Raw genomic sequence first — 24,200 nt, 5'->3', positions numbered from 1 at the left:
TACTGGGCGTTATCTTGCGTTAACGGTCAGGCTGACGTTCGATATAGAGGATCACCTCGCCAAGATGGATACCGAACTTGCTGATCTCGGCACGATTGATCAGACGATCTTCGTCCAGCAGATACATCCAGTCATCGAAGCTCACCCGCACTACCTCGCCATCCGGCAGCGCCAGATCAAGCTGATAACGCCAGTTGAGGGCAAACCCTTGGCTTTTACCCATCGCCTCCCCCACCACATCGGAAGCAGTACCTCGCCAGTGACCGTCAACCCCCTTGCTCAGATACCAGGTACGGGTCTGCTGGCGGCCATCATCAAAGTAGAACTGCTCGAACAGCTCTCCCTTGCCATCCTTCCAACGACCCACCATCTCGACCCGAAAGCGACTGGTCACTTCGCCGCTGCGGTCGGTTACCAGGCCGTGAGCCACTAATTTACCGTTGAAGAAACGGGCGAGATCCCAGTTTGGCCCCTGCCCCCGATAGTCATCGAGACTGGCACCACAGCCGCTCAGCAGCAAAAAAGGGAGCAACAGCAACCAGCGGTATGCACGATAGAAAAACATTGGAAACTCCATGTTCAGGGTTGGCCACGCAGGCGGCGGGTGAGGGCGGGATCGCGGCTGTTGTCAGCCAGCCAGATGGCGAGAAAAGCGGCCGAGAATTGCGGATCGGCCAGAGTGCCGAGGGGCTTCTCCTGCCACCAGAAGTGGCCTGTCCCACCCTTGTCGACATAGAAGGTAAGCCGGTCACCCGCCTGGATATCGGGCCAGAGTGCGGCGAGCTGGCCTAGCCAGCGCTGACGGTCGGCGTCAGAGCCAAGACCGAGTCGCTGCCACTCGGCGGCGGTGGCGCTCAGCAGATCTTGCCGCTCGATGGATCTGGCATAGGTGAGGGTCAGTGCCTGTGGATAGTGACCGGGCTGATAGCGCCCGCTCGCACTGTAGAGGGTGGCATCGTAGAGCTTGAACCAGAGCCAGTTCATCTCCCCCTGCCCGACCGGGCGCAGCTGCTGCCAGGGTGCGGCAGAAGCCTGCACCGCGGTTGCAGCAAAGAGCGTAAACGCCAGCAGCAGCGGGTTAATTCCACCCCATATGCCAGTGGTTGGGGTCTTCCAGTTCATGCCAATCCATCTCCTGTTCCTGCAGGGTGTTGATATCCTGCATCACCACCTGCACCAGCTGCCCCTGCGCATCCCGCTGGCAGGCAACCACCAGATAGAAGCGATCAGTCAGCTCATGCTGGCTCTCTTTGGTCCATTTGGAAAAAAGCAACGAGTCGGTCGAAAAGGTGTTTGTCATGACTCACCCTCCAGCTTGACCATTACCCACAGGAGTACGGGTAACCACCACATCCAGATCACAGCCAGCTGCGCCGAACTGATCCAGATGCCCCAGGGTAAGTGTACTGCCCCCATGGCGGCCCCCGCCACATAGGAGGAGGCACCACCAAATACGCCAAACAGTGCCTGCTGCCAGCGAGGCAAGCGCAGCAGCCAGCGCATACCGTGGGCCAGCGTCAGGGCAAAACCGAGCCAGAGCAGCACCAGCCAGAGGGGAAAACCGGACGGGAAACGGAACAGGCCGAGCTGCCAGAGCAGGGCATCCAGCAGACAGCCAGCAACCGCGATGGGGAGCAGCCGCCAGTCACGCAGGCGGCTGGGTGAGAAAATAAAGTGCAGCAGCAACATTGCCAGCAGCGGGCCCGGCTGCTGCCACTTCACCGCCAGCAACCAGTAGAGGTTGAACCCCAGCAGGTGAGCCCACTGCCACATGGTCAGTGACCGCTTACTGGCACATCACCCGACCAGCCAGCGGGCCCCGGCTTGGCGGCCTCCAGCTGCACCAGACTGATGGTGCGCTCCCAGAATCCCCCCTCGCAATAGGCGAAGTAGAAGTGCCACAGCCGGATGAAATCCTGGCTGTAACCGAGCTTGGGCAGCTCGGGCGCCAACGCCAGAAAGCGATCGCACCAGTGAGCCAGGGTGCGGGCATAGTGATGGCCGTGATCGTGCAACCGCACCAGCTGCATGTCGGTCTCCCGCGCCAGCAACCCCGCCATCTGGGAGACACTCGGCAGGCAGCCACCGGGGAAGATGTAGCGCTGGATGAAATCAACGCCGCGCAGATACTGGGCATGGCGCTGATCGGCGATGGTGATGGCCTGGATGAGCAGGCGACCACCGGGTTTGAGCAGCCGCGACAGCTGGCGGAAATAGTCGGGCAGGAAGGCGTGGCCCACCGCCTCGATCATCTCGATGGAGACCAGCTTGTCATAGGTGCCCTCAAGCTTGCGGTAATCCTCCAGCAGCAAGGTGATGCGATCCCCCAGCCCCTCCCGCGCAATCCACTCCTTGGCATAGTCATGCTGGGCCCGGGAGATAGTCGTGGTGGTCACCCGGCAGCCATAGTGGCGGGCGGCATAGACGGCGAGGCCGCCCCAGCCGGTGCCGATCTCCAGCAGATGATCGTCAGGGCCCAGCTCCAACCGCTCGCAGATGGTACGCAACTTGGCCTGCTGCCCCTCTTCCAAAGTAGCCTCGGCGCTCGGATAGATGGCGCTCGAGTACTGCATATGGCTGTCGAGAAAACCCTGATAGAGGGTATTGCCGAGATCGTAGTGGGCGGCGATGTTGGAGCGCGAACCTGTCAGGGTATTGCGATTAAGCCAGTGGCGCACCTTGTTGAAGGGGAAACTGAGCCAGCCTAAGCGCCGCTCGAGGGAGTCGAGCAGAGTCAGGTTGCGAGCCAGCAGCCGTACCAACGCCACCGGATCCGGGCTGGTCCAGAGCCCCTCCACCCAGGTCTCCCCGGCGGCAATGCTGCCCCCCAGCAACAGGCGGCGATAGAAGGCGGGATCCTGCACCACCAGTTCGGCATGCAGATCGGTGCCCGCCACGCCAAAGCTGTGGCGCTTACCGCCATCCCGCAGCAGCAGCTGGCCATGTTCTAGGCGCCCCAGCAGATTGAGCAGCAGTTGCCTTGCCCCCTTGTCGATGAAAGAGGCAGAGAGGGTTGATTGAGCAAGTTCCATTAGCGGCTCTCCGGATGGGTAAATATCGGGGTTCGTTTGATAAAAAGACGCAGGGCCTGCCAGTAGATCCCGAGCAGCACCTTCATGGTCATCCATGGCCAGCGGGCCAGCAGGGCCACCAGCCCCTTGCGCGACAAGGGTTCGCGAGTGAGCGCCAGGGTGGCGTCAAACAACTTGGCTTCACCGGATACGGGATGACTCTCGATATGGATCAGCGTCTCCTGCGCGGGCGGCCTGATCCGCCAGTGATAACGCATCGCCAGCCCCATGAAAGGGGAGACGTGAAAATCCTTGTCATGGGGTGCCAGCGCCGCCAGATCCAGCAGGTAGTAGTGACGCTCGTTCCAGGGGGTGTTGGAGACCTCTGCCAGCAGATAGCGGGCGTCTCCCTGCCGGTAGCAGAAGTAGAAGTTGACCGGGCTGAAGTAGAACCCGAGACAGCGCACATTGCCGAGCAGCAGTACCCGCCCCTCGGGCTCGGCATCACCACCCAGCTCGCTCACCTTCTGCCACACCGCCTGCTTGAGGCTCCCCTCGCTGCCCTTGAGATAGTCATGGCGGTGAAACGAGAGCAGCCCCGAGCGCTCCACCCCGAACCAGCGCCCCTGATCGAGCTGCGGCAGCTCGTCGAGATCCAGTCCCAGCATAAAGAGGCTGTAGGAGAAGGCGTGGGGCCGCGGCGCGAAACGGCGGTGGCGCACCGAACCCTGCCAGATGGCGCTGGTAACACCAGCCAGTTCGTCGGCTCCCTCATGTTCGGTGGCCACGGTGGCGCCATTCATAGCTCGGCCCCGAAGCGCCTGGCGACATCCAGCGCGCTGCGCACCCCATCCTCGTGGAAGCCGTTGTACCAGTAGGCACCGCAGAAGTGGGTGTGCTGCTGGCCGCAGATCTCCGCACGCCGCTGCTGGGCGGCGATAGAGGCCTGATTGAACACCGGATGGTGGTAGACGAAGCGGCGCAGCACCTTGCTCTCATCCACCTTGCCCTTGGGGTTGAGGCTGACGCAGAAGGGCTCCGGCGAGTTCACCCCCTGCAGGATGTTCATGTTGTAGCTCACCAGCGGCCGTGTCTCATCGTTGCCATCGAGCTGATAGTTCCAGCTGGCCCATGCCTTGCGACGGGTGGGCAGGCAGCGAGCATCGGTATGGAGCCAGACATCGTTGGCCTGATAGGGCATGTCGCCGAGGATGGCCTGCTCCCGCTCGCCGGGATCCGCCAGCAGCGCCAGCGCCTGATCGCTGTGGCAGGCGAAGATCACCTCGTCAAACCGCTCCTCGCCGTAACTGCTCTGGATCACAACGCCATCCGCGTCCCGCCGTACGCTCTGCACCGGACAGGCGAGTCGGATCTGCGACTGCCAACCCGCGGTAAGGGGGCCGATATATTCCCGCGAGCCACCCGGGATCACGTACCACTGGGGGCGATTGGCCACATCCAGCAGGCCGTGGTTGGCAAAAAAGCGCAGGAAGAAGCCAAGGGGGAAGGCGCGCATATCGGCCAGGGTCGATGACCAGATCGCCGCCCCCATCGGCAAGATGTAGTGGCGGGCGAAGTAGTCGCTAAACTCCCCCGCCAGCAAAAAATCCCCCAGCGTCAGCTCGGGGCCAGCCCCCTGATGCTGACCATCCGCCAGCCAGGCCCGCGCCTCCCGGTTGAAACGCAAGATCTCGGCGACAAAGCCATAGAAGCGCGGACTCAGCAGATTGCTGCGCTGGGCAAACAGGGTATCGAGATTGTGGCCGTTGTACTCCAGCCCCTCCGGGCTCTTTACCGAGAAGCTCATCTCGGCCGGTTGGCGCGCCATGCCAATCCGCGCCAGCAACTTCAAGAAGTTGGGGTAGGTACGATCGTTGAAGACGATAAAGCCGGTGTCGATGGCATAGCTGCGGCCAGCCTGATTCACATCGACGGTGGCGGTGTGACCGCCCAGGGTCGGCGCCGCTTCGAACAGGGTGATGTCATGGAGTTTGTGGAGCAGAAAACCGGCGGTGAGCCCCGAGATCCCTGAACCGACGATGGCGATCTTTTTCTTCATGAATGGCTTCCTTTCGATACGAGTGCGCGGCCAAGGCGCAGCCAGAGCCCCACCGGCAGCGCACCAAGCAGGCGCAGCAACCAGATGAAACGGCGGGGAAAGTGGATCTGGTGACGACCAGCGGTCAGCCCGTCCATGATGGCGCGGGAGGCCTGCTCCACCGTCACCAGACAGGGCATGGGAAAATCATTTTTGGCGGTGAGCGGCGTCTGGACAAAGCCGGGGCGGATCAGGGTCACCCCGATCCCTTTGCTGGCCAAATCGAGGCGCAAGGTATCCGCCAGATAGTCGAGGGCCGCCTTGGAGGCGCCATAGGCCTCGGCTCGTGGCAGCGGCAGCCAGCTCACCGACGAGCTGACGATGGCCAGCCGTGACCCAGCCCCGAGCAACGGCAAGAAGGCGGCCAAAGCATGGCCGGTAGCGGTCAGATTGGTGTCGATGACACGGGCAAACAGCTCGCTGTCAAACCCATCGCCGACATCCATGTACTCGCAGTTGCCTGCGTTGAGGATCAGCAGATCGAGGAATGGCAGCATGGCGGCCACCCCGTTCATAGCGGCCAGATCCCGGGCATCAAATTGCAGCGGCGTGACGCCATCCAGCCCCAGCGCCTGCAGCCGTTCGCCATCGCGGCCACAACCCCACACCTGCCAGCCTGCCCGCCGGTAATCCAGCGCCAGTTGACGACCGATGCCGGAGGTCGCGCCTGTAATAAGCACCCGGCCGCTCATGCGCCCAGCCTCATCTTGATAGTGCGCACCACGGGCCCGAGCAGCGGCAACTGCTCGTAGAGCATGGCGCCCAGGTCAAAATAGTCCCGGTGCTGGCACACCTTGCCCGCCTCATCGAATTCGAGGCGGGTGGCCCCCTCCACCGTCACCGGCTCACCACCACGCAATCTGGGGTGAGAGAAGGTCATGGTCCAGCCGAGCCAGGCCTGAGGCCCTTGCTGCTGCTGACTGGTGATGACGAAGCGGCAGTAGGCGAGGCGCTGATAGAGGGCGGCAAAATAGTCGCCAAGGGCCGCCAGCCCCTCGATACGGTGGGCCGGATCGGTAAAGACCACCTGTTCGGCATAGACATCGGGCAAGCGGTGCAACTGCTGTTTGTCCAATTGCTGATAGAGGCCAATAAAGCGGGCCAGCGGCTCGTTCATCCTATTTCTCCAGAGAGCGAAACATCTCGATGGCTCTCACCCGGGCAACGGCGTGATCCACCATGGGTGCCGGATAATCACGTCGCCCCTTGAGCCGCAGCCAGTCGTGGGGCTGATGCACATAAGCGGCGGGAATATCGGCCAGTTCAGTTACCCAGGTACGGATAAACTCCCCTTGTGGATCAAATCGTTGCCCCTGAGTGGTGGGGTTGAAGATCCGAAAGTAGGGGGCGGCATCGGCACCGGTGCCTGCAGCCCACTGCCAGCCACCGTTGTTGGCTGCCAGATCTCCATCGATGAGCCGACTCATGAAGTAATCCTCCCCGAGCCGCCAGTGGATATGGAGATCCTTGGTGAGAAAACTCGCCACTATCATCCGCAGCCGGTTGTGCATCCAGCCGGTGGCGTTGAGACAGCGCATCGCCGCATCGACGATGGGGTAGCCAGTGCGCCCCTCGCACCAGGCGGCAAAGGCATCCGGATCCCAACTCCACGGCAAGTCCGCCGTCTCGGGCTTGAAGGGGCGATTCATGGAGAGGGTCGGGATCAGTACCAGCAGGTGGCGATAGAACTCGCGCCAGATGAGCTCATTGAGCCAGACAAAGCCGGGCTGGGCTTTCGACTGGGGTCGATAGCCCAGCCGCTGCTGGAGCGCCGCCACGCACTGACGCGGGCTGATGATGCCCGCCGCCAGATAGGGGGAGAGCACGGACGTGCCTGCGATGGCAGGAAAATCCCGGGTCTCGCCATAGTCGAGCACTGCCTGCTCCAGAAAAATGTTCAAACGACGCAGAGCTTCCACCTCCCCCACTGGCCAGCGTGGATCAGGCGTCAGCTCGCCGAGCCCTTCATCAACCCACGCACGTTCGACCAGCGGCTGCCACGGCAAGGGCTCACCACGGGGCGCAGGAGCGCGATGAATGACAAACCCCTCCTCATCGAGTGCCTTGAGCCAGGCGCGGCTGAAAGGGGTGAAGACCTTGAACATCTCACCCGAGCCGGTCAGCACCCGCCCCGGCGGCAATACGCAACAACCGTTGAGCCAGTGACAGCTCACCGCCTGCTCTGCCAGCACGGCGCTGACGGCGTGGTCGCGGCGCTGCTCATCGATCTCGATAGCCTGATTGGCGTAAAGCTGGGTCACCCCCAGCTCGCGGCAGAGGTCTGACAACGCAGCGGGCGCCTCGGCAAAAGTCTCCACTCGCAGCAGATGGAGCGGGATGCCAAGCGCCGCCAGCTCGCGGCCCAACTCATCCACCTGCGCCAACATAAAGCGCTGACGGATGGGGGCCATTTTGTGCTGCCGCCACTGGGTGGGGGAGATGATAAAGAGCGCGGCGACCGGTCCATCACCGGCGCAGGCATACCGCAGCGCCGGGTTGTCGGCAAGGCGCAGATCGTTGCGCAACCAGACCAGTCTCATGACGTTTTCCTCCCGCGTCCGCTGGCGCCAGCCGCAGCAGGCGCGTTCGCCATCAGCTCGGCAAGGCTCGCCTGCCAGCCGTGTGCTTTAAGCCACTCATCATCGTAGAGACGGCCCAGTTCGCCAAACAGGCGCGTGCCTGCAGGCCACCCGGCGGCCAGCTCCGGTTTGCCAAGACCAGCTCCCAGCAGTACCAGCCAGGGGGTAACGGCACGCCCCTCCAGCAAGCTGGCATGGCGAGGCTCTACCGCTCCCAGCAGTTGCACCTCATAGCCTTGACCGATCAGCTCGTAAGCGGCCCACACCAGATCGAGGGGGCCGACCTGTCCCCAGCTCACCAAGGTGATCGGCACGCCCTTCTCCTGCTCGATCAGGTGGCGGGCGAAGCGGGTATGGAACCAGCCCAGCCACACCTGTTGCAGCAGCTCGCCATCGGGCCGCTCGCGCCACAACCCCAGCAGCCGCTCCACCAGCGGTTGCAGTACCCGGCTGCGCACCAGCTCGAACGGGTAGCTAGCCAGCAAATCGTTGAGCTCAGCCTCCGCCTTGCGCTGGTTGAAGGCGAGTAACGCCTGACTGAACTGCTCCAGAGTCTGCTGCCAGTGATCGCTCACCGGCTCGGAATGGGGTTCGCTCAGGAGCCCCTTCACCTGCCCGATACTCACTCCCCGCTCCAGCCAGCTCAGAATCTCGCCGATTTGGCGGATATCCTGCTCGCTGTAGAGGCGGTGGCCCTTTTCGGTGCGGGCCGGTTGCACCAGACCATAGCGGCGCTGCCAAGCGCGCAGGGTCACGGCGTTGACGCCGGTGAGACGGGAGACCTCGCGAATGGGGTAGATCCCCTCATCAGCGAGATGAGCAACTTCTTGCGATAAATCAGACATACAACGTCCATCAAACAGAGGTGTAAAGCGCCCGGTGCAAATCATGCACCGGGGCAACAGAACGGATTCAGAGTCCGTAACGCAATTTGAGCGTATCGGGGTGCGGATTGAGATAAACCTGCTCGGCGAGATAGGGATTGGGGTACTCGCGCAGGTAGTGGCGGATCAGGGTGAGCGGCACCAGCAAGGGGAAGATGCCGGTGCGGTACTTGTCGATGGTATCGGCAAGCTCCTGCTTCTGGGCCGGGGTCAGCACCCGCTTGAAGTAGCCCTGCAGGTGCATCAGCACATTGGTGTGGCTGCGACGGTTGGCCCGCAGGGTCAGCGCGGTCATCAATCCCTTGATGTAGTTGTCAGCCACCTCCTGCAAATTGGTGGACTTGCCCAGATTGCCGAGCAGCTTGCCGAGCGCCCGGTAGTGGGTGGTTGCGTGGGAGAGCACCAGATACTTGTAGCGGGAGTGGAAGCGGATCAGCGCAGAGGCGGTGATACCGCGGGCACAGAGTTGCTGCCAGTCGTGGTAGGCGAAGACCCGCAGCACAAAGTTCTCCCGCAGGATGGGATCACAGAGCCGACCATCCTCTTCCACCGGCAGCAGGGGGTTGGCCTCCATCAACGCCTTGGCAAAGAGGCCGATCCCCTCCTTGGCGCTCCCCTCGTTGTTGGCGCCATAGACCTTGACCCGCTCCATACCGCAGCTGGGTGATTTGGCACAGAGGATATAACCGGAGATGAAGTCGAGCTGACGGGCCTTCTGCTCGCTGAAGGCAATCAGCTTTTGGGTGACATCGAAACTACCGTTGCTCGCCTCGGCACGGATCTCGCCGTTGCGCTTGACCAGCCGGATGGCGGCACGGGGCGCCCCCAGACCGATAGCCATCTCGGGGCAGACGGGGTGATAGTCAAAGTGAGCGCCAAGATCCCGTTCGCAGAAGCTGGAGCGCTTGTGGCCCCCGTCGAAACGCACCTCTTGTCCCAGCAGGCAAGCACTGATACCGACTTTAATCTTGTACATGATGGCACTCCTTGTATAAGTCTTGATTCAGTTATAGCAGTTATACAAAAAAATGGAAGTTGTATAACTATTGCCGACTGATACGACACAAGGAGAAAAAAGAGATCACCGGAAAACGAAAAAACCCATGGCGAACGCCATGGGTAAAAATCAAGACACTACGGACTACTGGAAGGAGGATCAGAAGCTGTACTTCACACCCAGGCTGGAGATGGAGCCTTTCTGCAGATCCCAGCTGCGATAGGTGTAGTCGGCAGTCAGCGCCCAGTTCTGGTTGAGCTTGTAAGCACCGCCTACCTTGAAGTCATGCATATCGTCGGTCATGTTGGCGTAACGGTAAGCCGTGGAAAGCTCGATGTCGCCGATGTCGTAGCGCAGACCCACTTCACCGTACATGCTGCCACTATCCTTGCGAGCCACTTCGTCCCATCCCTTGTTGTTCTTGGCCAGCTCACGCTCAAGTTGATAGCCCATCAAACCGGTTTCGCCATAGAGATTGAGTCCTGTGCTCAGCGGGGTAAAGACACCGATACCCAGGCTGGAGATGGACATGCTGTCATTGCCGTCGTTGCGGGAGGTGAATTCGGTTCCGGCACGACCGTAGAAGTTGGAGCCAAAGCTCTTTGAGAGGTCCAGGCTCAGACCACCAAAATCACGGGTACCTTTGCTGGCAGCATCACGGGGAAATGCAGCGCTGTCTTGGCTAAGGTAATCAGACTTGGTGTGCGCCCAGGTCAAACCGCCCTTTGCGTAGCTGAACGCATCCTGTGCCAGAGCGGAAGTAGAGGCGAAACCGGCCAGAACCAGAAGAGATACAGTTGCTTTTTTCATGATGATAACTCCATGTGATTGGGCCCGTTGCTAGCGAGCTGGTATGGAGTCATTGTGCGGTCAGCATCCCGGCTTGCCGAGCGGCAAGCTGTTGCAAAACCATGTCAGATGTAAGCAGATATTTCCCGAGATGTCAGGGGTAACAAATTGCCGGCCCAATCGGTTTGCATGGGCCGGACAACACCAAATCAGCGGAAGACCACCTCATCAATTTCGACCCTGACCAAGGGCTGCCCGGTCAATCCGGCAGGACGGGGGATCTCGAGGGCCAACGACGGACGGACTTGCCCCTTGCGCAGATAGGTCTCCGGCAGGCGGTTCTCGGCAACCCAGAAACGGGCCTCCTGACGGCTCAGCTGCACTCCGTCAGCACTGAACAGGGTCACCATGCCACGCACCCCGACCACATTGCGGGTGCCGGTATTGCTCACCATAAAGGTCAGCACCAGCGGGTCAGATCCCTCGATCTTGTCCAGCTTGACCACCACACCGTCGCGTGCTGCTTGTGACAGCAATTCGGGGTTGGCCTTGGCCTGATCGGTCAGCACCGGAGCAGCAACGGCCACCACGGCCCCAGCCTTCCCATCAGCAGCCACGCCCTGTACGGACTCGGCCGGTTTGACCACCAGATACTCCCAGGTAAAGTCATCGTTGAGCTGAACCTGCCGACCATCGGGCAGCGTCACCCGAGAAAGAGGGGCAGCCTGCGCCAACACGGGGGAGAGGCACAGGGCAATCAGCAGACGGGAGAAGGGTTTCATAGGGCGAAGCTCGGCAACAGGTGAAAGGGCGACAGTATAAACAGTCCCGCCACCCCTTGCCTATGACGGCACTCACGTTCTGGCTCCGGCGTCGCTTGCCCACGGGCTAGATGGCAAGATCGTGCCGCTCTTTGTGCGCCATATCCAGAGTCACCAGATCGAACTCGGTCCTCTTGAGGGCAGAGAGAATATCCGATTGCATATCAAAGGCCTGAGCACGCTGATGCTCGGGCAGACGCACCCGGGCCAGGGTGGTAGAGCAGTCGCACAGGGTATGGAAAAAGACCTGCGCCTCATCCAGCCCCATGTCGGCCAGCATCTGTTCGGCCTGATCCACCATTCGTAGATAACGTTGCTTCAACTGCCGTGGATTGGTGAAGCGATTGCTGAGGCAACCGTTGCTCCCTTTGCCCCAACGACCGAGCTGACGCTTGTTGAAGCCATAGCGAAAATCACGGCTCATCACCCCGTTATCGGCAAAAAACCAGATGGTGTTGGCAGGCAGTGAGCCGAACTGGGCAAGATAGTCATCACGCTCCTCCACCGCGGCCGGAACCAGCAACGGCAGATGAGCCCATTCCGGACGAGCCTGCACATACTCACCAATGCGGCGAACCGGATCGATCAACCCCTCCATATTAGGCAGGCGATCGCAAAAGATGATTTCGTCACTCTTGATGACCCAGTGATCGATGCCATAACGCTGGCAATAACGGCGGGCTCGGGCCACTTCGCTGCGGCTGCGGGTCGGATTATCGAGGGTGATGGCGCGGATCTTGATCCCGCTGGCACGGCACAAATCGATGCTGTAACAGGATTCCAACCGCCCCGAAAAAGAGACTATCAGCTCGTCAAAATTTGCCAGTCGCTCAATCAGCTGCAGCTCCCTGGCTTGAAAAGAGTGATCATATCCCTGATTCAAGACAACAACATTGGCATCCATTAAACAGCTCCGGATGATAAACAGGTGGCTTATTGTGCGGGAAACAAGCTGAATAGGCCCTTACAGAGTCAGGTTAAAATTAAAACTTGATGATTATTTCCCGTGATTCATCCATAAAATCAATACCTTGAGCGTCATACACTCGCAATCTGGCCTGATGTACCCGATGGGCTCGCAAAAAGCCCTGCGCCTGATCCAGCGAGGTGAAGGTCAGGTGCTCCCCCTCGCTGTCTGTCAGACAGAGGTACTCCCCTTCCGCATCGATACAGAGCTGATAACCACTGCCATCCTTGCAGGCGATGATCAGGGTTGCCTCGGGATAGTGACTGAGCCAATTGCGAAACCGGCCATGCTCCATAGTACTCCTGGAGGGGCATCACCCCTTGTCGGTGACAGGCAAACTGTCCAGCTCACCCAGTTGCTGACGGCAACTCGCCACGTCGGTAAAGACGATCCCCCTGATGCCGAGGGCCTCGGCGGCCGCAATATTGGCGGGACTGTCATCAATAAAGATGCACTCTGCCGGTTTCAGATCGAACGACACCAGCAGATAGCGGTAGATATCCGGCTCCGGCTTCATCATCCGTACCCGCGCCGACACCACCTTGCCGCTAAAGAAGCGCCAGAAATCCTGATGCTGCTCCAGCCAGTCGATGCTGGCGTGCCCCATGTTGGAGAGGGCATAAAGAGTGTGCCCCGCCCCGTGCAGATCGGCTATCAGGGTTAGCATAGCGGGATCTGGCAGCAGGGAAGCGGGAACTGCCTGTAAAATGGCCAGATTCTGTGCCGCCGAGAGGCCAGTGCGCGCTTGCGCTTCCCGGGCCATGGTGTGGAGCGACATGGTGCCTCTGTCCACCCCCAGCCAATCCGGGTGGTTAAAAAGCAGCTCGGCCAACTGTTCAGCCCCTTGCGGGCCACGCACCGAACGCACTATGCCTACCGGATCCCAGCTCACCACCACCCGTCCCAGATCGAAAATAATCGCCATCGTCTTTACCTCCCCCACTGGGTTTCAGTCATAAAAACAGAGTCAATAGAACATCGCTCATATGCCATTTTCTTAACCGGATACCCTGCCCCCATCCCCGCCCGCGGGCAAGTTTTACTTGCATCAGACCGGCAAATCCCTTAATGGTTATGACGTTACTTCAAGGACACACCTATGCACGCACCATTCTTCTTTGCTTTCTCGTTTATCCGGCCCGCTTGAGGGAAGGCCTGTCGTCGTGTGAACAGAAAGCAAAGACGAATCGAGCCTCCCCTAGCGGAGGCTTTTTTTTGCATTAATATCAATCGATTACTTGGATAGGGAACAATCATGGCAACGCTCGACGAGATCAGACAAGACATCACCCGGTTGGATCAGGAGCTGCTTGCCCTGCTGGCGAAACGCAAGACCCTCAGCATCGAGGTCGCCCGTGCCAAGCAAGCCAACCCGCGCCCCATTCGTGACCACCAGCGGGAGCAGGAGCTGCTGGTCGCCCTGATCCAGAAAGGGCGCGTGCTGGGGTTGGATGCCCAGTACATCACCCGCATCTATCACACCATCATCGAAGACTCTGTGCTCTCCCAGCAGGCCTATCTTCAGAGCCTGCTCAACCCGGAGCAGCAGGAGCCGATGACCAGCGTCGCCTATCTGGGACCGCGCGGTTCCTATTCAAGCCTGGCCGCCCGCAAATATCTGGCGCGCTACAAGGATCAGGTGATCGAAGTAAACTGCCAGAACTTCCGTGAAGTACTGGATGCGGTGGAGTCGGGTCGCGCCGCCTTTGGCGTGCTGCCCATCGAGAACACCAGCTCGGGCTCCATCAACGAAGTCTATGACGTGATGCAGCATACCAGCCTCTCCATCGTCGGTGAGCTCACCTACCCCATCGAGCACTGCATTCTCACCGCCGTGCCGACCGAGCTTGGCCGTATCAAGACCTTCTATGCCCACCCGCAGGTGTTCCAGCAGTGCTCCCACTATCTGAGCAAGCTGGAAGGGGCGCGTCACGAGATCTGCGACTCCTCCTCCAGCGCCATGATGAAGGTGAAAGAACTGGCCAGCCCGGAGGCCGCCGCCATCGGCAGCGCCGCCGGTGGCGAACTGTATGGTCTGGATGTGCTGGCCGAGCAGCTCGCCAACCAGAAAGAGAACTACAGCCGCTTTATCGTGGTGGCGCGCAAGCCCATCGACGTGGCACCGCAGATCCCGGCCAAGACCACCCTCATCATGTCCACCTCCCAGAAACCGGGCTCGCTGGTCGAGGCGCTGCTGGTGCTGCGCAGCCACGAGATCAACATGACCAAACTGGAGTCCCGTCCGGTGCAGGGCAACCCGTGGGAAGAGATGTTCTATCTGGATGTCTCCGCCAACCTGCAGACCCCGGCGATGCAGGCCGCACTGGTGGAGCTGACCAAGATCACCCGCTATATCAAGGTGCTTGGCTGCTACCCGAGCGAGGATGTGAAACCCACCGCAGTGCCGCCGGTGCTGATGGGGAGCTAACCAGCCCACAACGACAAAAGGCGAGCACCCTGCTCGCCTTTTGTTTTGATGCCTGTGTTGATGCCTGTTTTCAGGTCAGACAATCAACTCAGAACTGACCAGCCATCAACTGATTGATGTTGTAGAGGGCACGGGTATCGAGCTCCATCTCGGTGGCATAGGTGTTGCCGCGCGGATAGGAGGCAACCACCCGGGCACCACGCACCACACCAGCGACCGACACATCCAGCGAGTTGGAGGTCTGGGTCAGGTCACGATAGCTGCTCTGACCGCGCACCTGCTGACCATTGAGCTGCTCGGCCAGCTCGCGATAGGCATCCATCTTGGAGGCGCGAATGGCTTGCAGCATCTTCTCCGGCTGGGAGGGGCCGGGCTGGATGTCGATCACCGCATAACCCACCGCCTTGAGCACCGGAAAATCATCGGGCTTGCCACCCTGGGTGTAATCCACCACCCGGTTACCGCTGCAACCGGTGAGCAAGAGAGCCAACAGGCAACCAAACAGGATCTTCATGACTCGCTCCTCACGGGGTCAGGTTGACTAGATGACCGCCCGGCCTAGCCTGACTGTCACGCATCAGATAACCGCGATTGATCGATGCCCGACCAAACGAGTTGTTGGCACCGAACAGATATTTTTGCGGGATCAGGCTCTGGGCTGTGGTCTCCACCATCTTGGTGCGCATGTCGATAACGCGGGCGTTGACCAGGATCCCCTTGCTATTGCGGCTGAAGGTGCCGACCAGAATGCGGGAGATCGGCAAACGGGAAGAGAGCTCCTTATAGTTGCGGCTCAGCACGAAGTCCCCCTGCGGCGTCACCTTGATGCTACCGGTCAGCTTGAAGTCCACCACCACCTCGCCGCGGCGGTTGAGCTCGTAGATAAAGCTCTCCTCAATCTGCTGCCCCATCCAGTTGGTATCCTGCAGGGTATCGAGATCGACGAAAGAGGCCACCGCGATGGGCTCGGTCAGGGTGGTCAGTGATTTGCGCTCCATCAACTGATCGGTCATACGCGCCACCAGCCAGTTGAGCTCCATCCCCTGCGCCGCCTGGCGGGGGTCACCCTGATCTCGATTGATAGGGTCGGAGCCGCATCCGGTCAATGCCAGGGCGAGCGCCAACGCCGTGATGAGTTTGTTCATGGATACCTTTCCTGTATCTGCACCTGATTTGTTATCGGACGCGCCGGACAAAGCTTGAGCCGGGAATGAGGCATGATTCTTGCTTTTTTAATGGACATCGTCAGCGCCAACGTGCGCTGCCACTTGGAACGTGTTGTGATCCATGTCGGCCAGCAGGCGCCATTTCCTCAAAATGGCGCGGCTGCCCGCCAACTCAAGGTATCTGCTATGAAATTACCGCTGCTGTTGACCCTGCTGCTGGCCAGCCTGAGCGCCCGAGCCGAGCTTATCGAAGCGCAGGGCAGCGCCGCCATTCTGGGGGGCGATGAGGTCTATGCCCGCGAGCAGGCGACCCGCGACGCCCTGCGTCAGGCGCTGCTGGCCAGCGGCGCGGCCGTTTCCAGCGTCCAGCGTCTGGAAAATGGCAGCCTGCGATCCGAGCAGATCCAGATCCGCTCCGGCGGCGACATTCGCCAATACCGGCTCAAGCGGGAAGAGGTGCGCAACGGCCGCATGTACATCACGCTAGTGGCCGACATTCAGGCCGAACGCCAGATCTGCCAGACCCAGCACTTCGCCAAGGATTTGACACTGGTCAGGCTGCGAATGCGCTATCCGGACCAAGCCAGCTACGGCGCCATGGACGACATGCCGGAAAACCTCTCGCGACGACTGTTCGAGACCCTCGCCAATGCGCCGCAAGGGGTCGCGGTGCGCCAGTGGCTGGATGAAAACCTGCGCATCGATCCGCTCCATCTGCAACAGGGGGATCGCAGCGCCCTCGAGGAGATCAAGGCGCTCAGCCTGCGTACCGACAGCCAGTATCTGGTGCTCGGCAGCATCGACGATCTCTCCATAGAGCCGCAGGGCAACCAGCTGACCAGCTGGTATGAGGATCCGGTGCGCAACTTTCGCATGCAGCTCTACCTGTTCGACGGTATTAACGGCAGTCTGATCAACCGCAAGGTCTACGAAGGACGTGCCACCTGGACCTTTGGCAAGCGGGAACAGGTGGGCAGCAGCAGCGGCCAGTTCTGGCAGTCAAGTTATGGCCAGGAGGTCAACTACCAGTTGCAACAGGCGGCTCAGGATCTGGTAGCCCAGCTCACCTGCGCCCCGGTCACCGCCCGGGTGGTCGGCCAGAACGAACGCGGCCCCTACATCAATCTGGGACGACGCAACGGCATCAAGCTTGGCGATCAGTTCCGCATCCAGCACAACGCCGACTTCATCGACCCCTACGGCAAATCGCGCATGATGCGCAACCCGGCCGACGGCCTGTTCGAAGTGGTGCAGGTGTTCGACGATGGCGCCATCATCAGCAGCCAGAACAAATATACGCCGTTTAACATCCAGAATGGGGATTTGGCTGTATTGGAATAGGTGCCAGAGAGTTACCGGCGCTTACGGCATCTCCCGAGTTTCCCGTTGTTATGGTTCACCAGTGGATTGGTATCGGTCAGTTTCCCAACACCTGACGCAACCTCTCCTGCGCAACGCCCACCAGCAGGTCGGGCTGGAACTTGGAGATAAAGCGATCACAACCCACCTTCTTGACCATGGCTTCGTTGAAGTTGCCGCTCAGGGAGGTATTGAGGGTAATAAAGAGATCGGACATGCGCGGATCACTGCGCACCTCGTGGGTCAGCCGGTAGCCGTCCATCTCAGGCATCTCGGCATCGGTGATCATCAGCAGGATCTCGTTGGTCACCTTCTTGCCAGCATCGCACCACCCCTTGAGCAGGGTCAGCGCCTGCAAGCCATCCTGACACTCGATAACCTCGAGTCCCAGCTGGCCAAGAGTCTCACGCACCTGGGTGCGGGCGGTGCTGGAATCATCGACGATCAGCACCTTGCGGCCGTGCATCTCGGGCAGGATCTCCCGATCCAGCACCTCTTCGGAGATGCGGATGTCATAGGTGATGATCTCCGCCAACACCTTCTCCACATCAATGATCTCGACAATCTGATCGACGCCATCTTCCGGAATGCGGGTGATGGCGGTGAGGTAATTGGCGCGCCCGGCGGAGCGCGGCGGTGGCAAGATATCCTTCCAGGTCATGTTGACGATATTGGCCACCTGCCCCACCAGAAAGCCCTGAATGGTGCGGTTGTATTCGGTGATGATGAGGTTTGATTCACTGTCGATGGGCATGGGGCGCATACCAATGGCACTGCGCAGGTTGATCACCGGGATCGAGGTGCCGCGGATATTGGCCACCCCGCTGATATTGTGATGGGAGCCCGGCATCTTGCTGAGATGGGGCAACTTCACCACTTCCCTCACCTTGAAGACGTTGATGGCGAACATCTGGCGGGTGCCGAGACGAAACATCAACAACTCAAGGCGGTTTTCCCCCACCAGTTGAGTTCGTTGATCAACGGAATCCAATATACTCGCCATACGCTGATATCCATCTGATTATTAATCGACTCTAGTATAGAGGCTGCCTGCCAGGAAGGGCAGGCGCATTTTCAACCAGAGTGACCAACCAGATAAAAAAAGTGAGGCCGAAGCCTCACTTATATCATTGATTTTAAAATCAATAACTACAGACAGACTTCCAGCTGCCGTCGCTTGCCTTGGGCTCGCTGCTGGTCCACCAGTTGGCCTGCCACACCATCTTGTTATGGGTGATGCGATCACCACCATTGGCATGATCCCCCTGCGGCCAGTTCGGGTAAGCCTTGTAGGAGGCCGGGTTGACGTTCTGGCTGCTGCAGGTGGCGCCGCCCGGGTTCTCACCGCCACCATTGCTGCCCAGCACGGCCTCCGGCAGGGTCGGGAACTCGGCCTTGAGACCCGCAGTCTGGCTGCCGCTGATGATGCGGATGCCACTCGGCACACCGGCGGCCGGCAGATAGTAGGTCATCGCCACTTCCACATCGCTGCCCGGCGTCCAGGCTTTCCAGGTCGGCAGCGTCAGAGCCACCTTGTGGAAATCCTTCTCGTTGGCAATCCCGTCAGAGTTCTGGTTGCCACCGCTCTCCACCACTTTCAGCCCCACCCCGCTCTGGTCAGTGATGGTGTCGGAGGTAGAGGTGGGTACCAGAAACTCGATGCGAGTGCCGCCCGGAATGGTCTGGGTCGAGTTGTTGGTGAGCTTCAGGGTCGGGTTGATCGGATAGTTGGAATCCCCCTCCTTGAAGCCGGAGAGGCTCACAGCGATGTCGAGCTGGGCAGTTGGCGCAGCCAGATCGTTCTGCTTGGTGTTGTACTTGGTCGCCTTGGCGAACTTGTCGTAGGCGAGCGTGGTCAGGGTATCCCCCATACCGTACTCTTTTTTCACCGGATCGTAGGCATAGTCACCCGCCATCTCCCAGAACATCACACCACCCAGACCACGATTGACGATGTAGTCCAGCTTGTGACCCATGGACTCCTCATCCTCGGTGGAGAGGAACACCTTCTTCTCCTCGTTCCACAACCAGGGGGCATGGGCCTTGTCGTCGTAGTAGCGGACATACTTGCCCTGCATCACGTGCGCCGGGTTGTTGGGATCCAGACCCCAGGCCTGACCGTAGCTCGGCATGGTGGTGATACCCAGGCTGGCGGCGTTCTCCAGGTTCTTGGCGTGCCACATGGGTACGGCACCACCGCCGATCTCCTTGCCGTTCTTGTCGAGATCATGCCAGATGTTGTCGATACCGACCGCCCCGTTGCCGCACGGAATGGTGCTGCCACCGGTACCCGGCTGACAATCGCTCTGGCTCGGCAGGGCTGCCTTGCCGGCCAGGCCGTGAGTGCCACCGCTGACCCCTTGCCAGCCACGGGTGTAGTAAGGCACGCCCACGTTGATCTTGCCGGCCGCTAGGGCACCACGGAAGTAGTGGGCAGACCAGGCCGCATTGAGGTAGCCGATACCGCCAAACTGGCTCTGGGTATAGACGCCCCAGTGGGCAAGTTCGGCATCTGCCTTGTTGTCGAACAGGGCGGCGTTGTGACCGACGAAATGGTTCCAGGCGCCGTGGAAGTCGTAGGTCATCAGGTTGACGTAGTCGAGGTACTGGGTGACCTGGAAGTTCTCCATGCCGCGCAGCAGGTAGGCCGAGGCCGGCGAGGCGATGGTCAGCATATACTTGCGACCATCCTCGCTGCCGGCGCTGTCGAGCTTGCTGCGCAGAGTCTGCATCAGCACCTTGTAGTTGGCAAACAGCTTGCCACGGCACTGGTTGGAGAGCGGGAAGTCGTTGGGGTTGCCCGCATCCTTCATCGAGGTGGGGTATTCGTAGTCGATATCGACCCCATCAAAGCCGTACTGGCGGATAAAACTCACCGCCGAATCAGCCAGGGTGTTGATACCGGCAGTATTGACCGAGCAGTCACCCTTGGTGGTGGCGGTATAGAAGCCGCGGGTATCGGCCCAGCCCCCCACCGAGATCAGGGTCTTCACGTCCGGATACTGCTTCTTGTACTTCGACAGCAGGTTGAAGTGGCCCTTGTAGGCAAACTCCGGATCCATCTCGGCACCCGGCACGCCATCCCAGGTCATCTTGGTCGCCGAGTCATCCACCTTGATGGTGTGGCTCTGCTCGTCCACCGCCGCGAAGGCGTAGTTGATGTGGGTGATCTTGCTCCACGGAATGTCGCTCACCAGATAGGCGGGCAGACCGTTCTTGCCAGTGCGCCAGGAGGTGAAGTAGCCGATGACCCGGCGGGCATGGTCATCCCCCATGCACTCGTAACCATCCGGGCGATAGATCTGGCGAATGTCACAAGAGAGGTTGCCACCGGTGGGCGGCAGCGCTGCCTCCTCGACAGTGACGGTCACCGCCGCTGACTCGCCGCTCAGATTGGTCTTGTCAGTGGCCACCAGCTTGAGGGCGGCACTCCCTTTGGCATCCGGTGTCCAGTTCACCTGCCAGGGGGCACTGGTATCTTCGCCCACCTTCTTGCCGTCGACATAGAGCTCGACTTTGGCCACATCGTTGTTGGCATCGGTGACGTTGCCGCTCACCGCCACACTGCGACCCAGCATCACCTTGGCTCCATTGGCCGGGCTGCTGATGCTCGCCTTGGGCGCCTCTGGCGCCACCACGGCGGCGACGTTGAAGCTCGAATCCGCCTCGCTCAGCACTTTGCCATCTTTATCCAGCGCGCGAGCTTTGAGGGTATGGCCTCCCACTCCGGCGGCGCTCCAGCTGGCACTCCATGGCGAGGCGCTCGCCGTGGCGACCAGCTTGCCGTCGACAAGATATTCCACCCGGGCCAAGGCCGTTACCGGGCCGCTCAGGGTCACTGCCAGCGCCACGCTGGCTCCTTCGTTGAAGCTGGCACCGGCAGCCGGTGAGCTGACTGCCACACCGAGCGCAGGAGGGGGCACCTCGCCACCATAGGGCTTCCAGGCATCTGCCCAGACCACACCTACCCCCGGCTCATAGTGATAGGGGGATGCCCCGCACCAGCCTGAATAGGGAAATTCTTTGCACTCGTAGAGGGAACCGACGTTGCTGACGATATCGCCAGCCTTGTAGGCAGTACCGGATTTATAGGCGGGATAAGCGGCCTGAGCCCAGGCGGGCGCGGCCGCAAGGGCGACCAGCATGGCAAGCCTGCTGGGTCTGAAGAGCTGTTGCATATTGTTATCTTCCTTGTTTTGTCTTGGCTTGGTCACCAAGGCAAAGAACAATCGCAACCTGCATGATGGGCGCAGACAACTGGCAATGGACCTGCCACAAAAACCACCCCTCACCCAGGGAAACCCCGCTATCTGGATCCACGATCGAGACCGGAAGCATTGCGCCCCGACATCACTGCCGGTTTGCCCTTTACCTGGGTTCCGTGAGGAACGAACCCAGTATAGGAAGGCGACAAGATCCCCTCAATCTTTATTCTCAAAGAGAATTATCCCCTGCCACGAAAGCGTCATGATCTCAGGGTTAAAATTGATTGAATTATCAAAAAAATCATATCGTTACTGGGATCATAAAAACGCTTTCCCGCACCTTCCCAGATTCATTTAATGTGCGTTGGCTCACTGGTATGACATGCCAGAAATGTGACAATGCGCGCCCTTGGTCAACGAGCCAAGGCTATGGAATCACTGGCAAAAATAAAAAAGGAACACCTATGAAAGGTACTCGTACCCTGCTGTCGCTGGCCGTGGGGCTGGCACTTGCATCCTCAGGCGCCCATGCGGCATTTGTCTGCCCGTCCGATCCGGCTCAACTCACTCCCATCCCGACTATTCAGGGCACAGGTTCCGCCAGCGCACTGGCCACCCAGACCGTGACCGACAATAACGGCAAGGTGACCGGCAAAATCAGCCCGGGCACCTTCAACGTTCGCGGTATCGTGACGACGCTGGGCCAAAGCCTGACCAAGGGTTTCTATCTGACAGACCCGGTGGGCGATGGCAATCCGGCCACCTCTGATGGCATCTTTGTCTATCTGAACGACAAGGACTTCGCGACCAAATATAAAGACATCAAACCGGGGAGCGAAGTCTGTCTGGAAGCACAGGTGCAAGAGTTTTACGGCGGCACCCAGCTGACCCCGTTAGTCGACAAGGCCACCAAAAAAGCCCACTTGCAAGTGACCGCACAAGGGCTGAATGTGCCGACCAGCGTACTGCAGGTCAATGAAGGGGAGACGCTGGCTCAAGCGCTCAATCGCCACGAAGGGATGCGGGTACGTCTCGACAGCAGCAGTGACCTGCACCTGACCCGCAACTACGGCTTCGACTACAAGGTCTATCGCAACAACGTAGAGTTGGCCCACAAAACCCCGCTGATCAAACCGACCCAACTTCATGTTGCCAACAGTGCGGACGCTGTCGCACTGGCCACCCAAAATGGCAGCAACCGTCTGGTGGTTGAGTCTGATTACAAAGCACCGGATGGCGTACTGCCCTGGTTCCCGAGCTGGGATGCCGATCAGGGATATCTGCGCATCGGTGATCAACTGACCGGGCTGGAGGGGGTGATCGTATACAACAAAGATGCCTTCCGTCTGGTGGTACCGAGCGATATCACCCTGACTGCCGGTGCCCTGCTGCGCAGCCCTGAAGAGGATCGTCAAGACGCGCCGGCTCGCCTCGCTGGCAGCGATCTGCGGATCGGCAGCTTCAACGTGCTCAACTACTTCACCAGCCACTCCAGCATTGGCGGCGCACTCAATATCCTGTGCAAGGATCAGGCGGATGCCGACAACGCCAAAGGTTGCAACCGGGGAGCCAAAAGCCAGCCCGAGTTCGAGAAGCAGCGCACCAAGATCGTCAATGCCATCACCGCAATGGATGCCGATCTGCTTGGCCTGATGGAGATGGAGAACAACGGCTTCGAGGATAACTCGGCCCTCCAAAATCTGGTGACCCGCCTCAACGAACAGCAGAAGGATGCGAGCAAACACTACGCCTATGTGCGTCTGCCGGTCACTGCACTTACCGATGGCAAGTTCTTCGGCGGCGACGCCATCATGGTAGCGATGATCTACCGTCCTGCCCTGCTCACCCCCAGCGGAGATGCCAGCGTCATCAAGCTGCCGGAGCAGCGCTACACCACTGGTGGTGTGGCCAAGACAGCCGGTCAGCGCGACTCGCTGGTTCAGACCTTCACCCTCGCCAAGAGCAAGGAGCCGCTGACGCTGGTGGTCAACCACCTCAAATCCAAGGGGTCAGGCTGCTACGAAAATGGCGATGGCAAGACAGAACCGGCCGATCTGCAGGGCAAGTGCACCGAGTTCCGAGTCTCTGCCGCCAAGGTGCTGGGTGAAGCGGTCAGCAAACTGCCGGGCCAGGTGCTGCTGGTGGGCGACTTCAACTCCTACGCCAAGGAAGATCCGATCCGGGTACTGACCGACTACAACCCGGCCACCAGCGAGCGGAAGATCGTATCGGCCTCCCACACCTTTATCGGTGAGCAGTCCTATGAACAGCTCGGTCGCGAAGTGACTCGCAGCTACGGCCTGATCGATCTCAACGTCAAATTCAACAAGGAGAAAGCCATCTCCTACAGCTACGACGGGGAGCTGGGCACCCTGGACTACGCCCTCGCCAACCCGGCGCTGGCCAGCAAGGTGGCAGGTGTCGCCGACTGGCACATCAACTCCTTCGAGAGCTCCCTGTTCGAATACGGCAGCCAGTACACCGGCTCCCTGCTCAAGTCTGACAACCCCTTCAGTGCCTCCGACCATGATCCCATCATCGTCGACCTGAGACTGGAGAGCGATGCCACCAAACCGGACACCTCCTCAGGCGGTGGTGCACTGGGACTCGGCCTGCTGGCACTGTTGCCGCTGGCTTGGCGACGTCGCCGTTAACCACTGGCGTATCTGAATAGTGCAAGCAAAGCCCGCGAGTCTCGCGGGCTTTTTCATTCAGGTCATTGGATTTACAAATGAAAGGCGCGGACGTATGGAGAAAATAAATGATGGAGAAAACAAAAAGGCCACCGCGATGCGGTGGCCTTTTTGCTTCTTGTAACAAGAATTTGGTGGAGCTACGCGGGATCGAACCGCGGACCTCTTGCATGCCATGCAAGCGCTCTCCCAGCTGAGCTATA

At 59.9% G+C, this 24,200-nt stretch carries 24 protein-coding genes, 1 riboswitch and 1 other annotated feature; of the genes, 3 read left to right on the top strand and 21 right to left on the bottom strand.

Annotation, left to right across the window (positions count from 1 at the left end; genetic code table 11):
* Positions 1–19 precede the first annotated feature (19 nt).
* From G5179_RS10420 to G5179_RS10340, 17 genes are all read right to left on the bottom strand, one after another.
* Positions 20–565, bottom strand: coding sequence for a DUF3833 domain-containing protein (locus G5179_RS10420; RefSeq protein ID WP_216951910.1), 546 nt, complete (start codon positions 563–565; stop codon positions 20–22).
* 14 nt (positions 566–579) lie between these two features.
* Positions 580–1,122, bottom strand: coding sequence for a chalcone isomerase family protein (locus tag G5179_RS10415; protein WP_216951911.1), 543 nt, complete (start codon positions 1,120–1,122; stop codon positions 580–582).
* On the bottom strand, positions 1,079–1,300 hold the full coding sequence (locus G5179_RS10410) for a TIGR02450 family Trp-rich protein (protein WP_005338671.1): 222 nt from the start codon (positions 1,298–1,300) through the stop codon (positions 1,079–1,081). Before G5179_RS10410 ends, G5179_RS10415 begins: the two co-directional genes overlap by 44 nt.
* Entirely contained in the window at positions 1,297–1,773 is a 477-nt protein-coding gene (locus tag G5179_RS10405) for a DUF2878 domain-containing protein (RefSeq protein ID WP_064338593.1), read from the bottom strand. The genes G5179_RS10410 and G5179_RS10405 overlap by 4 nt, the downstream gene beginning before the upstream one ends.
* Before the next feature lie 2 nt (positions 1,774–1,775).
* Entirely contained in the window at positions 1,776–3,032 is a 1,257-nt protein-coding gene (locus G5179_RS10400; protein WP_216951912.1) for an SAM-dependent methyltransferase, read from the bottom strand.
* Positions 3,032–3,814 (bottom strand): DUF1365 domain-containing protein, encoded by a 783-nt coding sequence (locus G5179_RS10395; RefSeq protein WP_216951913.1) that lies wholly within the window; start codon positions 3,812–3,814, stop codon positions 3,032–3,034. Before G5179_RS10395 ends, G5179_RS10400 begins: the two co-directional genes overlap by 1 nt.
* Positions 3,811–5,070, bottom strand: a complete 1,260-nt coding sequence (locus G5179_RS10390; protein ID WP_216951914.1) for an NAD(P)/FAD-dependent oxidoreductase — start codon at positions 5,068–5,070, stop codon at positions 3,811–3,813. The genes G5179_RS10395 and G5179_RS10390 overlap by 4 nt, the downstream gene beginning before the upstream one ends.
* Positions 5,067–5,801 (bottom strand): SDR family NAD(P)-dependent oxidoreductase, encoded by a 735-nt coding sequence (locus tag G5179_RS10385; protein WP_421258319.1) that lies wholly within the window; start codon positions 5,799–5,801, stop codon positions 5,067–5,069. The genes G5179_RS10390 and G5179_RS10385 overlap by 4 nt, the downstream gene beginning before the upstream one ends.
* Positions 5,798–6,226, bottom strand: a complete 429-nt coding sequence (locus G5179_RS10380) for a nuclear transport factor 2 family protein (RefSeq protein WP_113739012.1) — start codon at positions 6,224–6,226, stop codon at positions 5,798–5,800. Before G5179_RS10380 ends, G5179_RS10385 begins: the two co-directional genes overlap by 4 nt.
* Position 6,227: 1 nt before the next feature.
* Entirely contained in the window at positions 6,228–7,649 is a 1,422-nt protein-coding gene (phrB, locus tag G5179_RS10375; protein WP_421258318.1) for a deoxyribodipyrimidine photo-lyase, read from the bottom strand.
* On the bottom strand, positions 7,646–8,533 hold the full coding sequence (locus tag G5179_RS10370; protein ID WP_421205905.1) for a MerR family transcriptional regulator: 888 nt from the start codon (positions 8,531–8,533) through the stop codon (positions 7,646–7,648). The genes phrB and G5179_RS10370 overlap by 4 nt, the downstream gene beginning before the upstream one ends.
* 67 nt (positions 8,534–8,600) lie before the next feature.
* Positions 8,601–9,548 (bottom strand): YbgA family protein, encoded by a 948-nt coding sequence (locus G5179_RS10365; protein WP_266134143.1) that lies wholly within the window; start codon positions 9,546–9,548, stop codon positions 8,601–8,603.
* Positions 9,549–9,728: 180 nt separating this feature from the next.
* Complete coding sequence (locus G5179_RS10360) at positions 9,729–10,379, bottom strand: porin family protein (protein WP_216979351.1); 651 nt, start codon at positions 10,377–10,379, stop codon at positions 9,729–9,731.
* A 188-nt stretch (positions 10,380–10,567) separates the two neighbouring features.
* Complete coding sequence (locus G5179_RS10355) at positions 10,568–11,140, bottom strand: DUF3157 family protein (protein ID WP_227341230.1); 573 nt, start codon at positions 11,138–11,140, stop codon at positions 10,568–10,570.
* A gap of 106 nt (positions 11,141–11,246) precedes the next feature.
* Entirely contained in the window at positions 11,247–12,083 is an 837-nt protein-coding gene (locus tag G5179_RS10350) for a hypothetical protein (protein WP_227341232.1), read from the bottom strand.
* Between the two features lie 79 nt (positions 12,084–12,162).
* A complete protein-coding gene (locus tag G5179_RS10345) occupies positions 12,163–12,441 on the bottom strand; it encodes a DUF6482 family protein (RefSeq protein ID WP_421258317.1) in 279 nt (92 codons plus the stop codon).
* An 18-nt stretch (positions 12,442–12,459) separates the two neighbouring features.
* Positions 12,460–13,071 (bottom strand): HAD family hydrolase, encoded by a 612-nt coding sequence (locus G5179_RS10340; protein ID WP_421258316.1) that lies wholly within the window; start codon positions 13,069–13,071, stop codon positions 12,460–12,462.
* A gap of 170 nt (positions 13,072–13,241) precedes the next feature.
* Positions 13,242–13,363 (top strand) — a sequence feature (Phe leader region).
* Between the two features lie 38 nt (positions 13,364–13,401).
* Here G5179_RS10340 and pheA point away from each other — a divergent pair.
* Positions 13,402–14,574 carry a prephenate dehydratase gene (gene pheA / locus G5179_RS10335; RefSeq protein WP_005338715.1) on the top strand — a complete coding sequence of 391 codons (1,173 nt, stop codon included), beginning with the start codon at positions 13,402–13,404 and terminating at the stop codon, positions 14,572–14,574.
* A gap of 88 nt (positions 14,575–14,662) precedes the next feature.
* Here pheA and G5179_RS10330 read toward each other — a convergent pair whose 3' ends face one another.
* Positions 14,663–15,088 (bottom strand): LPP20 family lipoprotein, encoded by a 426-nt coding sequence (locus G5179_RS10330; RefSeq protein ID WP_064338605.1) that lies wholly within the window; start codon positions 15,086–15,088, stop codon positions 14,663–14,665.
* Between the two features lie 10 nt (positions 15,089–15,098).
* Positions 15,099–15,719, bottom strand: coding sequence for a FlgO family outer membrane protein (locus G5179_RS10325; protein ID WP_005338718.1), 621 nt, complete (start codon positions 15,717–15,719; stop codon positions 15,099–15,101).
* 207 nt (positions 15,720–15,926) lie between these two features.
* Here G5179_RS10325 and G5179_RS10320 point away from each other — a divergent pair, with 207 nt between their 5' ends.
* Complete coding sequence (locus G5179_RS10320; protein WP_421258315.1) at positions 15,927–17,081, top strand: flagellar assembly protein FlgT; 1,155 nt, start codon at positions 15,927–15,929, stop codon at positions 17,079–17,081.
* A gap of 76 nt (positions 17,082–17,157) precedes the next feature.
* On the opposite strand, the gene G5179_RS10315 is transcribed toward G5179_RS10320, so the two are convergent.
* Together G5179_RS10315 and G5179_RS10310 are read right to left on the bottom strand one after the other, a co-directional pair.
* Positions 17,158–18,102: a chemotaxis protein CheV gene (locus tag G5179_RS10315; protein WP_216951924.1), complete on the bottom strand. Its 945-nt coding sequence runs from the start codon at positions 18,100–18,102 to the stop codon at positions 17,158–17,160.
* Positions 18,103–18,241: 139 nt separating this feature from the next.
* Positions 18,242–21,244 (bottom strand): glycosyl hydrolase family 18 protein, encoded by a 3,003-nt coding sequence (locus G5179_RS10310; protein WP_421258356.1) that lies wholly within the window; start codon positions 21,242–21,244, stop codon positions 18,242–18,244.
* 148 nt (positions 21,245–21,392) lie between these two features.
* Positions 21,393–21,475, bottom strand: a riboswitch (cyclic di-GMP riboswitch).
* Between the two features lie 293 nt (positions 21,476–21,768).
* Between G5179_RS10310 and G5179_RS10305 the strand changes: the two genes are divergently transcribed.
* Positions 21,769–23,958 (top strand): ExeM/NucH family extracellular endonuclease, encoded by a 2,190-nt coding sequence (locus tag G5179_RS10305; RefSeq protein ID WP_421258314.1) that lies wholly within the window; start codon positions 21,769–21,771, stop codon positions 23,956–23,958.
* Positions 23,959–24,200: the final 242 nt, after the last annotated feature.

Source organism: Aeromonas sp. 600886, assembly GCF_049174935.1.
Lineage (GTDB): Bacteria > Pseudomonadota > Gammaproteobacteria > Enterobacterales > Aeromonadaceae > Aeromonas > Aeromonas veronii_A.
The sequence above is the reverse complement of the archived record's forward strand: the minus strand, read 5'-3'. Positions and strand labels throughout refer to the sequence as shown.

Coding starts and splice junctions, on each gene's coding strand:
- G5179_RS10405 (WP_064338593.1), bottom strand. CDS start 1,773: ATGTGGCAGTGGGCTCACCTGCTGGGGTTCAACCTCTACTGGTTGCTG.
- G5179_RS10350 (WP_227341232.1), bottom strand. CDS start 12,083: ATGGATGCCAATGTTGTTGTCTTGAATCAGGGATATGATCACTCTTTT.
- G5179_RS10355 (WP_227341230.1), bottom strand. CDS start 11,140: ATGAAACCCTTCTCCCGTCTGCTGATTGCCCTGTGCCTCTCCCCCGTG.
- G5179_RS10325 (WP_005338718.1), bottom strand. CDS start 15,719: ATGAACAAACTCATCACGGCGTTGGCGCTCGCCCTGGCATTGACCGGA.
- phrB (WP_421258318.1), bottom strand. CDS start 7,649: ATGAGACTGGTCTGGTTGCGCAACGATCTGCGCCTTGCCGACAACCCG.
- G5179_RS10400 (WP_216951912.1), bottom strand. CDS start 3,032: ATGGAACTTGCTCAATCAACCCTCTCTGCCTCTTTCATCGACAAGGGG.
- pheA (WP_005338715.1), top strand. CDS start 13,402: ATGGCAACGCTCGACGAGATCAGACAAGACATCACCCGGTTGGATCAG.
- G5179_RS10315 (WP_216951924.1), bottom strand. CDS start 18,102: ATGGCGAGTATATTGGATTCCGTTGATCAACGAACTCAACTGGTGGGG.
- G5179_RS10380 (WP_113739012.1), bottom strand. CDS start 6,226: ATGAACGAGCCGCTGGCCCGCTTTATTGGCCTCTATCAGCAATTGGAC.
- G5179_RS10345 (WP_421258317.1), bottom strand. CDS start 12,441: ATGGAGCATGGCCGGTTTCGCAATTGGCTCAGTCACTATCCCGAGGCA.
- G5179_RS10415 (WP_216951911.1), bottom strand. CDS start 1,122: ATGAACTGGAAGACCCCAACCACTGGCATATGGGGTGGAATTAACCCG.
- G5179_RS10390 (WP_216951914.1), bottom strand. CDS start 5,070: ATGAAGAAAAAGATCGCCATCGTCGGTTCAGGGATCTCGGGGCTCACC.
- G5179_RS10370 (WP_421205905.1), bottom strand. CDS start 8,533: ATGTCTGATTTATCGCAAGAAGTTGCTCATCTCGCTGATGAGGGGATC.
- G5179_RS10330 (WP_064338605.1), bottom strand. CDS start 15,088: ATGAAGATCCTGTTTGGTTGCCTGTTGGCTCTCTTGCTCACCGGTTGC.
- G5179_RS10320 (WP_421258315.1), top strand. CDS start 15,927: ATGAAATTACCGCTGCTGTTGACCCTGCTGCTGGCCAGCCTGAGCGCC.
- G5179_RS10385 (WP_421258319.1), bottom strand. CDS start 5,801: ATGAGCGGCCGGGTGCTTATTACAGGCGCGACCTCCGGCATCGGTCGT.
- G5179_RS10365 (WP_266134143.1), bottom strand. CDS start 9,548: ATGTACAAGATTAAAGTCGGTATCAGTGCTTGCCTGCTGGGACAAGAG.
- G5179_RS10360 (WP_216979351.1), bottom strand. CDS start 10,379: ATGAAAAAAGCAACTGTATCTCTTCTGGTTCTGGCCGGTTTCGCCTCT.
- G5179_RS10305 (WP_421258314.1), top strand. CDS start 21,769: ATGAAAGGTACTCGTACCCTGCTGTCGCTGGCCGTGGGGCTGGCACTT.
- G5179_RS10420 (WP_216951910.1), bottom strand. CDS start 565: ATGTTTTTCTATCGTGCATACCGCTGGTTGCTGTTGCTCCCTTTTTTG.
- G5179_RS10340 (WP_421258316.1), bottom strand. CDS start 13,071: ATGGCGATTATTTTCGATCTGGGACGGGTGGTGGTGAGCTGGGATCCG.
- G5179_RS10410 (WP_005338671.1), bottom strand. CDS start 1,300: ATGACAAACACCTTTTCGACCGACTCGTTGCTTTTTTCCAAATGGACC.
- G5179_RS10310 (WP_421258356.1), bottom strand. CDS start 21,244: ATGCTGGTCGCCCTTGCGGCCGCGCCCGCCTGGGCTCAGGCCGCTTAT.
- G5179_RS10395 (WP_216951913.1), bottom strand. CDS start 3,814: ATGAATGGCGCCACCGTGGCCACCGAACATGAGGGAGCCGACGAACTG.